Source organism: Mesorhizobium sp. M8A.F.Ca.ET.208.01.1.1 (genome assembly GCF_004791315.1).
Classification (GTDB): Bacteria; Pseudomonadota; Alphaproteobacteria; order Rhizobiales; family Rhizobiaceae; genus Mesorhizobium.
In genome coordinates this window covers 1-325 of the sequence record NZ_SRUT01000210.1, presented here as the reverse complement: position 1 = coordinate 325, position 325 = coordinate 1, and the positions used below count along the sequence as shown (strand labels likewise).

The window sequence follows — 325 nt, the reverse complement described above, 5'->3', positions numbered from 1 at the left end:
GGCGCTGTTCATCGGCCGGCTGAGCGAGGCCGACGTGATCGTCCGCTTCACCCGCACGGCCCAGCCTGCCGAATACGCCATCTCCGGCATCATGGCCACCGAGAGCGATGTGCCGCTCGGCACGCGGATCCAGGGCGTTCCGGTCGTGGCGCTGCGGCCGCGCCTGGTCGAGGTGCTGGAGGACTATGTCAAAGGCACGCAGAGTCTCGACCTGCTGATCTTCGGCAAGGGTGTCGAGCGCGAGATCGAGGACTATGCCGAGCTGGTGCGGGTCGCCCGCCACAGCGGCATCACCGTCGTCCAGTTTTCCGGACTTTCCGAGCTG

1 pseudogene is annotated in these 325 nt (G+C 67.1%); it reads left to right on the top strand.

Annotated elements, in window-relative coordinates:
• Nucleotides 1–325 (top strand): annotated as a pseudogene (locus EN851_RS34965) (polysaccharide biosynthesis protein); the annotation flags it as partial.